Here is a 9,744-nt window from a genome sequence, read left to right on the forward strand (position 1 = left end):
AACCTACCATTAGAGGTCGAACATATTCATCCCAAATCCCAGGGAGGGAGCGACCGAGTTTCTAACCTAACGCTGGCTTGTCATACTTGCAACCAAGCTAAGGGAAACCGAGATATTCGCGAGTTTCTATCGGGCAAACCGACCGTTCTCAACCGTATTTTGAAACAGGCAAAAGCGCCGTTAAAAGATGCGGCAGCAGTCAACGCAACTCGCTGGAAGCTGTACCAACAGTTGAAAGAAACTGGATTGCCCGTTGAAGTGGGAACGGGCGGACAGACTAAGTTTAATCGGACTCGATTGGGTTTGCCGAAAACTCACTGGTTCGATGCTGCTTGTGTCGGGAAATCGACTCCCGATCGATTAGATGTCGCGGTCGAGAAACCTTTACTCGTTGCAGCCAAAGGTCACGGGGTTCGGCAACGATGTCGTTCCGATCGATACGGTTTTCCGAGAACTCACGCTCCGAAAGCCAAATCTTTTCAAGGTTTCCAAACCGGCGATATAGTCAAGGCGACAATTCCTCAAGGAAAATTCGCCGGAAATTACACGGGGCGGATTGCTATTCGGTTTCGCCCTTCCTTTCGACTGAACGCTGGGGTTAAACCTTTTGACGTTCATCCGAAATATCTGACGACTGTTCATCAATCAGACGGCTATGAATACAGATTCTCGAAATAAGGATGCCCTGTCGGGCAGTTCGTTTGTTGGCGGGAATTCCCCTCCCGCTAATCCTGTCGGATATAACGGGAGTCCTCTTCCCGCATTTTAGATGGGGAAGCCTCGGCCGTCACGGGCTTTGTCTGAGCGATTCGAGCAGAAAGATCCGTGAGCGCAATAGCAACACCACTCCCCCAGACGCGATCGTCACAAGCATTCGGGCAAACCGACCGTTCGATCGCTTCGACGCTTACAGGTGAGTGCGATCGAGTGAGATCGACTCGCATCGCACAGTTGACGACCCCGAAGGTACGGCGTTTGGAGTCAACGCCAAGGGATGCTATCCGCCCACCTCCGACCCAGACTCGCGTTCGGAGAACGCTAACCCACAGCACTCGTACCGACAAAGTCCGTTCAGACCGTCAAAGGTGTCAGGTCGATGAATATCAATTCCAAGCGGAATACAACCGAACAGAGTCAGGCATATCAGTTCGTTGTCGAAAAGCTGCGTCAGAGCGAAGCGCGATATTTAGCTATCGTAGACACCCAAGCCGATTGTATCTGTCGGTTTTTACCCGACTGTACCCTAACGTTCGTCAATCTCAGCTACTGTTATTATTTCGGGCGTTCCCGCGAAACCCTCATCGGAACGAACTTTCTAACGCTGATTCCGCCGAGCGATCGCCCGAACGTTGCCGAGATGCTCGAGACCATTTCCCCCGAGCGCCCCACCTACGTTCACAAACACCAAGTTATTGACAGTCACGGCACGCTACGGTGGCTGCAATGGACGAACCAAGGCATTTTCGACGACAACGGCAAACTCGTCGAATTCCAAGCTATCGGGCGGGACGTGACCGACTTGCTGCAAGTCGAACGGGCTTTAAACCTCAGCGAAGATCGCTTGCGAGCGATCGCCGAAGGCATTCGCGACACTGCTGTCTACACGCTCGACCTCGAGGGGCGCGTCCTCACTTGGAACGCGACGGCCGCTCACCTTTACGGCTATCGAGACAGAGAGATAGTCGGAGCGTCGTTCGAGCGTTTGTTTTCCAGCCCCGACGCCCCCCGAACGCTACTTCAACAGGCGCGATCGCTCGGTCAGGTCGATTACGAACACTGGCAAGTCCGACAAAACGGCGATCGCCTCTGGACTTGGGGGATTCTCCAGCGACTCGACGACGCCGACGGAAACGTCATCGGCTTCGCCCATACCGTCAGCGATCGCAGCATTGAAAACGACACCGAACGCGCCCGGACTTATCTAGCCGACTCCCTCGCTCGAAGCGAACGTTTTCTACGCCACATCATCGATCTCGTCCCCCACCCTATTTTCGCCAAAGACCGAGACGGGTTTTATCTCCTGCTCAACCAAGCGACGGCCGATTTCTTCGGTCGGAGTATCGAGGACATCCTCAGCCGTCGAGATATCGACCTGGCACCGTCTCCAGAAATCGCCCAACAGTGGCGGGCGTCGGATTTGGAAGTCTCGCGCAACCGACGAACGAAAACGCGTTACCCAGAAATCCTCGAAGATCCCAGCGGATGCCAACATATCTTTGAAACCACGACATTTCCCTTAGTCGTCGACGGCGAAGTCTCGGGAGTCCTCGGCATTGCCATCGACGTGACCGAGCGCCAAGAGGTTCTCGACGCCTTGCGGGAAAGCGAAGAACGCTTCCGCCAAATGGCAGAAGCCATCAGCGACGTATTTTTCCTCTATTCAGGAGGGTTCGACGAAGCCATTTACATCAGTCCAGCCTGTCAAGCGATTTGGGGATACCCAGCCGAAGCGTTCTATGGCCGACCCAATTTGTGGGTCGAGTGCGTTTACCACGACGATCGCGAGGCCGTTTGGATGCAATTGCAGAATATGCGAGAGCGCGATTTAGCGATCGAATACCGCATCGTCCGGCCGAACGGTTCCCTACGCTGGTTGAGAACCCGTACCTTTCCCCTGCGGGACGAGACCGGCGAAACCCATCGCATCGTCGGGGTCACGGAAGATATCACCGAGCAGCAAATCGCCACGATCGCCCTCAATCAAGCCTATGAAACGCTACGCGATCGCGAAGCCCGATATCGCACCTTGACGACGGGCGCTCCCGTGGGAATTTTTCAAACAGACGGACGGGGTCACATCGATTTCGTCAACCAACGCTGGTGCAATATCGTCGGTTTGCCGTTGGCGGCGGTCTACGACGGTCGTTGGATGTCGGCAATTCACCCCGACGATCGCGATGGCTTTTTCCAACACTGGAACCGCATCCGAACGGAAACCCTGAGTTGGGAATTTCGCTTTGTCCGTCCCGACGGTCGCATCGCTTGGGTGTTGGCGCACAGTTCCCCCGTCAACCGAGGCAGAGGTCGCGATAGCATCGCCATCGGCACGTTACTCGACATCAGCGATCGCAAACAAGCCGAAGTCCGACTGCAACAACTCTCGAGCGCCCTCGAACAGTCCGCCGACGACGTGATTATTACCGATCGCGACGGGACGATCGTGTACGTGAATTCGGGATTCGAGCGTCTGACGGGATATTGCAAAACCGAAGCCCTCGGTCGCACCCCCAATTTGCTTAAGTCCGGCCGACACGACCGCCACTTTTACGATCGGTTGTGGGCGACGATTACCAGCGGCCGGGAGTTCCACGCGGTATTTACCAACCGCCGCAAATCGGGCGAGTTGTTCGACGAGCAGAAAACGATCGTTCCGATACGAGACGAACGGGGCGAAATCGTGAATTTCGTCTCGACGGGGAAAGACGTGACCGAACGCCAGCGAGCCGAAGCCCGTCTCGAACGGATCAATCAGTGTTTTTTGAATTTCGGCAACGATCCGATGGAAAACGTCGAGCGCCTGACCGCCTTGTGCGGCGAACTGCTCGGGGCGTTTCGCGTGTCTTACTGTCGCTGGCAGAACGCACGACTGACGGTGGTGTGTCAGTGGGCGAACTCCCCCTTCGACGCGACCTTCGAGGCGATCGACGTTGCCCGTAACGCATTGAACGCCGGAAACAACGACTGGTTCGTGCGGGGAACGACCGTCACCGAATGGGGTCAGACCGTGCGGACTCGCGACAGTGCAGCAGCAGCAGCAGCAGCAGCAGCCCACCGCGATCGCGATCGCCAGCCGTCGTCGGGGTTTCGGTTGGTGGGAGCGCTATGTTCGATCCATCGCGCCTCTTTCGTTCCCAGCGACGACGACCGGCGGGTGTTGGGAATCGTCGCTTCGGCGATCGCCGTCGAAGAGGAACAGCACCGAGTCGAAGAGGCGCTGCGCCGACAGATGGAACAGGAACGGGCGATCGCCTTGGTCGCCCGTCACATTCATTGCTCTCTGGAACTGTCGGAGATTTTACAAACGACCGTCGATGAAGTTCGGCATTTTTTGCAGTGCGATCGCGTGTTGGTCTGTTGCTTGGATACTGAAGCGCACGGAAGAATCGTCGCCGAATCGATCGCCGCCAACTGTCAGTCGGCTTTCCCTGGGACGTTTGAATTCGATCGGGCTTGTTTGCAAGGATACCGACGGGGCGAGAGCTGTCAGGTCAGCCGTACCCCCCTCCAGCCAGAACCGTTCGACGCGCTGGCGTGTCAGGCGTTCGATATCGGTAGCCAGCTCGTCATGCCGATTTTACAAGGGGAACAGTTGTGGGGACTGTTGCTCGTGCAGCAGTGTTACGAGACTCGAGAGTGGCACTCGTCTGAGGAGGCGTTCGTCCGTCAACTGGCGATTCAGGTGGGCATCGCCACGCAACAGTCGCAACTGTACCAGCAGGTGAAGGCCGCGAACGACGAGTTACAGCGTCTGGCGACCATCGACGGCTTAACGCAGGTGGGAAACCGACGTCAGTTCGACGAGTTTCTGGCGACTGCGTGGCATCGGGCGCGATCGCAATGTCAGCCCTTGGGGTCGATCCTGTGCGATATCGATTTTTTTAAGGCGTATAACGACACCTACGGCCATCAAGCGGGAGATGAGTGTTTGAAGAAAGTGGCCGCAACCATCGAAACCGCCGTGTCGAGTCGGGAGGCGTTGGTGGCACGGTACGGTGGCGAGGAGTTCGTTGTGGTGTTGCCCGAAACCGATGCCGACGGCGTCGTGCGGGTGATGAAGGCGATTCGGACGGCGGTGAGGCAGTTGAAGGTTCCCCATTCGCGATCGACGGTCAGCGGTTGGGTGACGTTGAGTTTGGGCGGGGCGAGTTTGGTGCCTCCAGAGGCGGCCACGCCAGACCTGTTACTCAATCGCGCCGATCGCGCCCTGTATCGCGCCAAACAAGGGGGACGCAATCGTTACTGTTGCCATCAGACGGAGAAGCCTACAGATTAGCGATCGCTTGTCGAGAGCGTCCGAGACGGAAGCATACGGCAGACTCGGCAACATACTGCTATTTTGCAGTTTCTCTTCGACTCGAACCAGACGATGGTGGGGGGTGGGCGTCGTTATTTTCGTTCGAACGACAGCTTTAAAGAGTTGTTTGGCAACGGCCCGATGGAGATTGTGGAGGGGAGGCGATCGCGTTTTTTAGACAACTCTTGTTATACGCGATCTCTCGCAATAAGCCTACCTCGACTGCCATTCGACACAAAATTAAGCACCTTTTCATAAAAAAATATTATTTTTAACGTTTGTTTAAGAACAGGGTAAAAAAAAACTGTAACTCCTCTAATTTTGTATCGACGATCGCTTATGATATAAAAAGCATAAACTTTAAGTTTAATTGCCTATCAGCTGCATCAAAACCTCTATAAGAAAAATTTCGGGATCGCACCAGCGATCGCTGAATTTCAATCTAGATTTAACCTAGATTTAACAATTACGGACGCGGAGATAGGTATTAACAGCTATGGCAACAGACAAACACTCAAACGTTTGTCGGTCGATCGAATCCGAACGGGTGGGGGGGCAGTCCCACCCTCTCTCTACCTGGTCTCAGAAGACGTTCTCACCTGACGATATCGCTCTCGAACACGCCCTCGAACATTTACCAGTCGGCATCGCCATCACCAACGCGATCGGTCAGATCGTGCAGGCCAACGCAGCCGTCGCCCACTTGCTCGATTTTCCCCTCGACGACCTACTCGAGACTTCCATCGACGACATCGGCCGCGAGATCGTGCGTCCTGACGGCACTCCGTTTCCTCGTGAAGAGTTGCCCACCGCCATCGCTCGGCGAGAAGTGCGTCCCGTCACCGATGGCGCGATCGGTCTGATCTCGGAAAAGGGACACTTGCGCTGGTTAGCGGTCACCGCCACCCCTCGCCCTCCATCTCAAGGAGGCGGACTGACCGTCACTTTGACGCAAATTCCACCGCCTTTCACCCCAGCGTCCGAGGTCGTGGTTCCGACAGACAGCACGGGTGAGACTTTCAGCGAGCCGAATCTCAACGACAAACGGCTCGAGCAAATTCTTGACTGTTTCCTCGGATTTAGCAGTTGTCCTCAAGAAAATATCCGTCGCCTCGTCGAACTGGCTCGAGACCAGCTCGATGCCACCTGTGCCTGTTACCAAAGCCTGAGCCGAAACGCCTCTCTGTCTTGCACGTCTTCGACTTCGAGCTGCGATCGCCGATCTTGTTGTTCGGACAACAACCGGGTGACAGACCCCCTTCTCCCGCAAGATCTCGTGACGCGCTGCGGTCGAGATCGCTCCGAGGAGGAGGCAGCCTTGACGCGTGTTGCCATTTGTCAACCGGCTGAACCCTTACAAAAGCCGTTCGTTGCCACCGATGGCGCGGCTCACCGCAACCCCATCCTCGGCCACTTGTGCGTCACTTACCGTCCCCACCGTCAACCCCGTCCCGACGACTCTCGCCTCTTGCACACGATCGCCACCGCCATCGCCGTCGAGGAAGATCGGTTGCGGGTTGCAGAAACGTTGCACCAACAAACCGAACGAGAGTTAGTGGTCGCGCGTCTGGCCAACCGCATCCAACATTCGATCGAACTGCCCGAAATTTTAGATAGTGCCACCGAGAGCCTGCGTCGTTTCCTCGACGCCGATCGCACGATCGTCTGTCGGTTTAATTCGGACGGGAGCGGTGAGGTTCTCGGAGAATCTCTCGGCGACGGGATTTCGTCGATGCTGGGCTGGAAACTGAACCGTCCCTGGATTATCGAGGAGCGATCGCACCAACAGTATTTTTCTGGGCAGGTGATGGTCATCGACGACATCTACACCGCCGATCTCGAACCCGAAGCCCTTCAGTTGCTGGAATTTTTCGAGATTCGGGCGCGATTGGTCATGCCGATTGCGATCGAGCCGGAGCGAGACCTGGAAGTCGAATCGGGAACGCCGAACGTTTGGGGGTTGCTCGTGGCGCATCAATGTCACGAGGCGCGATCGTGGCAGCCTTCCCAAGTGCGCTTGCTGCCCCAACTGGCGACCCAACTGGCGATCGCCATCCAACAAGCTCAACTTTACACCCGTTTGAAAACGGCCAACCGCGAACTGAGCGAACTGGCAACCCGCGACGGACTCACGCAGGTTGCCAACCGACGCCGCTTCGACGAGTACATCGCGGAAGAATGGAAACGGCTGGCTCGGGAAAAATCGCCGCTGTCGCTGATTTTGCTCGATATCGACTTTTTTAAAGACTATAACGATTGCTACGGACATCAAGCGGGCGACGAGTGTTTGAAACGAGTGGCTCAGGCGCTGGCCACGACGAGTCGACGACCGGCCGATCTCGTGGCGCGATACGGGGGCGAAGAGTTCGCGATCGTGTTACCCAACACTGACGAAGCGGGGGCTGTGTACGTCGCCGGAATGGTGAGATCGATCTTACGCCGCTTGCACCTACCCCACGAGCGATCGCCAGTCCAGCCGTTCGTCACGGTCAGTATGGGCTTGGCGACGAGGGTTCCGTTTCCCGAAGCGACTCCAGAGTTACTGGTGGCCGCAGCCGATCTCGCCCTCTACCGCGCCAAACAGAAGGGTCGCGATCGCTACTGCATCGAGAAAGGCCGCGCCCCCCACTCGGATGAAGTTTAAACCCACTTTCCGCACCACAAGCATACTACAACAGGATTTTTAACGAAGAAAGTACATTACAGCCTTCGTTGTTGAAAATAAATTTTAACAACTTGCGTAGTATGTATTTTTACTTGCGATCTTGATAAAGCTTTCTGCATAAAGTTTTGACAGATCGGACGAACATACTACATTTTGAAGTGTGGAATGTGGGTTAAATGCGATCGCGTTTCGTTTTTTGGGGTGGGAAAACAGAAGGGTTTGAGATTTCCCAACAAGGTTCGATCCTCTGAAGGCTTCTCCTCATCGACCGAGGGAATCTGGTGCGGGTTGCAACCCCGCCAACTCGACAGTTCTCGAAACGGCATTTGCTATAATTCACCCGAGACGCGCGGGGAGAGCGACATGGCCAAATCCATACCCTTACCCAATCTCGATCGCCGAGCCGAATCCCGTTCGGCTCGACCGTGGACGGAAATTGCCGAAACCGCCTCGATTATTGCCTCGGGAGGCGGCGTCGCTCTGGCGATCGTGTTTCAACAACTGGTATTTGCCATCGTTCCCCCGGTTTTCGCGCTGTCGTTTAATATTGTCAATCGATCGCGCCGCCTCCAACAAATTCGCGAGCAAAGCTCGAACGCCACAGTCCAAACGAACCAACTGCGATCGGATTTACAGGCGGTGCAAAGTTCCCTACAAACCCTGCCGATCGCCGATCGCATTGTAGATATCGAACGCTGTGTGACCCGTTTGAGCGAAGCGTTAATGGAGGTTCAACAACGTCAGACTGAGGCGATCGCCGCGACAGAAGAAGATCGCGAGAAAATTAAAGAAGCTTTCGCCATCGTGCGCCAAGGGGTTTACAATCTCAGTCACCACACCAATTCGTCTCTCGATCGCCTGCGGAGCGATTTCGAGACGTTGCGAGTCGATCGCGATCGCACCACGGTAAGAACCTCTGCGGACGCGGTCGAAACGGCGATCGCACCGCTCCGCCAACAGGTCGAGGGTTTGACGCAGCGCGTCGATAACTTAGATCGTCAAAGTACCCTCATCACGCCGCAAGTCCAGCAGTTGACGAAGGCCGTCAAACAGTTACGGACGCACACGGCTCGACATTGGCTCGAGCGCATCGATCGCCGCCTGGAATCGGCACTTCCTTATACCTACAGTCTCGTGTCTGACGACGCGTCGGAGTTTCTCTACCAGGCGTTGACAACCGCTAAAGAACACGTCGCGATCGTGACGCCTTGGCTGCAACACCAGGGAACCCACAGCGATCGCTTTTTAGCCCAGTTAGAAGAAGCCCTGCAACAAAATCTTTTTGTCAGCATCGGGTGGGGACGCCGCGCCGATATCGGTAAAGCTCGGGGAACCTCTCGCCCGATCGCCCTCAAAGACGGTGGATGGCGCTATCAAATCGACCGCGACCCCCAAGGACATTATCGGTTGCTTCCCCAATTGCTCGGGCTGAAAAAACGCTACAAACGCCTCGATCTCAAACTCCTCGGAACGGCCGATCGCCTAGTCACGTGCGATCGCGAGTGGGCGCTTCTCGGCGGACGGCATTTGCTCTGTAGCCACGACGAAGAAGAGGTGGGACTCTACACCAGCGACCCCCACGTGGTTTCGGATTTGGTCGATCGCTTCGATCTCGTCCCTCAACTGCAACGACGCGCCAACCGTCAAATGCCCGCGCCCCCGGAACGCCGTTCTTTTTCTGCTATCTCGAGTCCGTCTGAGAAACCCGCAGTTAGCAAGCCGTCCTCGATTTCCTATTTTCGCTGAAGGTCGATCGACAAGATCCCATCCCTGTCTGTTTTTATTTTAAGGATTTACATTTCTATTATTGAATAAAAAATCAATATTTTATTTACCAAAAAAAGTGGGTTTAAAGCCCCGTCCTTCTAGGACGGTTAACTTATGTTAAAAACAAGGTTATCCAAAATAAAGTCCAGTAAAATAAAACCATGACAGTAAGAGAAGCCAAGTTGTTGAATGGGTCTAAGGCACAATATAAAGCCTTAGATGAAGCCATAAGAACTGCTCAGTTTATCAGAAACAAAGCAGTAAGGTTATGGCGAGATGAGTCTAAAGTAGATAAGGC

General features: G+C 55.1%; 6 protein-coding genes. 4 read left to right on the plus strand and 2 right to left on the minus strand.

The window, feature by feature from the left end; all coding sequences use genetic code 11:
• On the plus strand, window positions 1-678 hold a 678-nt coding region (locus GEI7105_RS28685; protein ID WP_017658844.1), incomplete at its 5' end, for an HNH endonuclease.
• 47 nt (window positions 679-725) lie between these two features.
• Here GEI7105_RS28685 and GEI7105_RS36540 read toward each other — a convergent pair.
• Complete coding sequence (locus GEI7105_RS36540; RefSeq protein ID WP_144053639.1) at window positions 726-1,052, minus strand: hypothetical protein; 327 nt, start codon at window positions 1,050-1,052, stop codon at window positions 726-728.
• A gap of 44 nt (window positions 1,053-1,096) precedes the next feature.
• On the opposite strand from GEI7105_RS36540, the gene GEI7105_RS33040 reads away from it, so the two are divergent.
• Window positions 1,097-4,993: a sensor domain-containing diguanylate cyclase gene (locus GEI7105_RS33040; protein WP_017658845.1), complete on the plus strand. Its 3,897-nt coding sequence runs from the start codon at window positions 1,097-1,099 to the stop codon at window positions 4,991-4,993.
• Between the two features lie 517 nt (window positions 4,994-5,510).
• On the plus strand, window positions 5,511-7,658 hold the full coding sequence (locus tag GEI7105_RS33045) for a sensor domain-containing diguanylate cyclase (protein ID WP_017658846.1): 2,148 nt from the start codon (window positions 5,511-5,513) through the stop codon (window positions 7,656-7,658).
• Window positions 7,659-7,825: 167 nt separating this feature from the next.
• Here GEI7105_RS33045 and GEI7105_RS38135 read toward each other — a convergent pair whose 3' ends face one another.
• Window positions 7,826-8,005 (minus strand): hypothetical protein, encoded by a 180-nt coding sequence (locus tag GEI7105_RS38135; protein ID WP_158413143.1) that lies wholly within the window; start codon window positions 8,003-8,005, stop codon window positions 7,826-7,828.
• A gap of 37 nt (window positions 8,006-8,042) precedes the next feature.
• On the opposite strand from GEI7105_RS38135, the gene GEI7105_RS0102165 reads away from it, so the two are divergent.
• Window positions 8,043-9,425: a phospholipase D-like domain-containing protein gene (locus GEI7105_RS0102165; RefSeq protein ID WP_158413144.1), complete on the plus strand. Its 1,383-nt coding sequence runs from the start codon at window positions 8,043-8,045 to the stop codon at window positions 9,423-9,425.
• The last annotated feature ends 319 nt before the right edge of the window (window positions 9,426-9,744 follow it).

This window comes from Baaleninema simplex PCC 7105, from assembly GCF_000332355.1.
Taxonomy (GTDB): domain Bacteria; phylum Cyanobacteriota; class Cyanobacteriia; order Cyanobacteriales; family Geitlerinemataceae; genus Baaleninema; species Baaleninema simplex.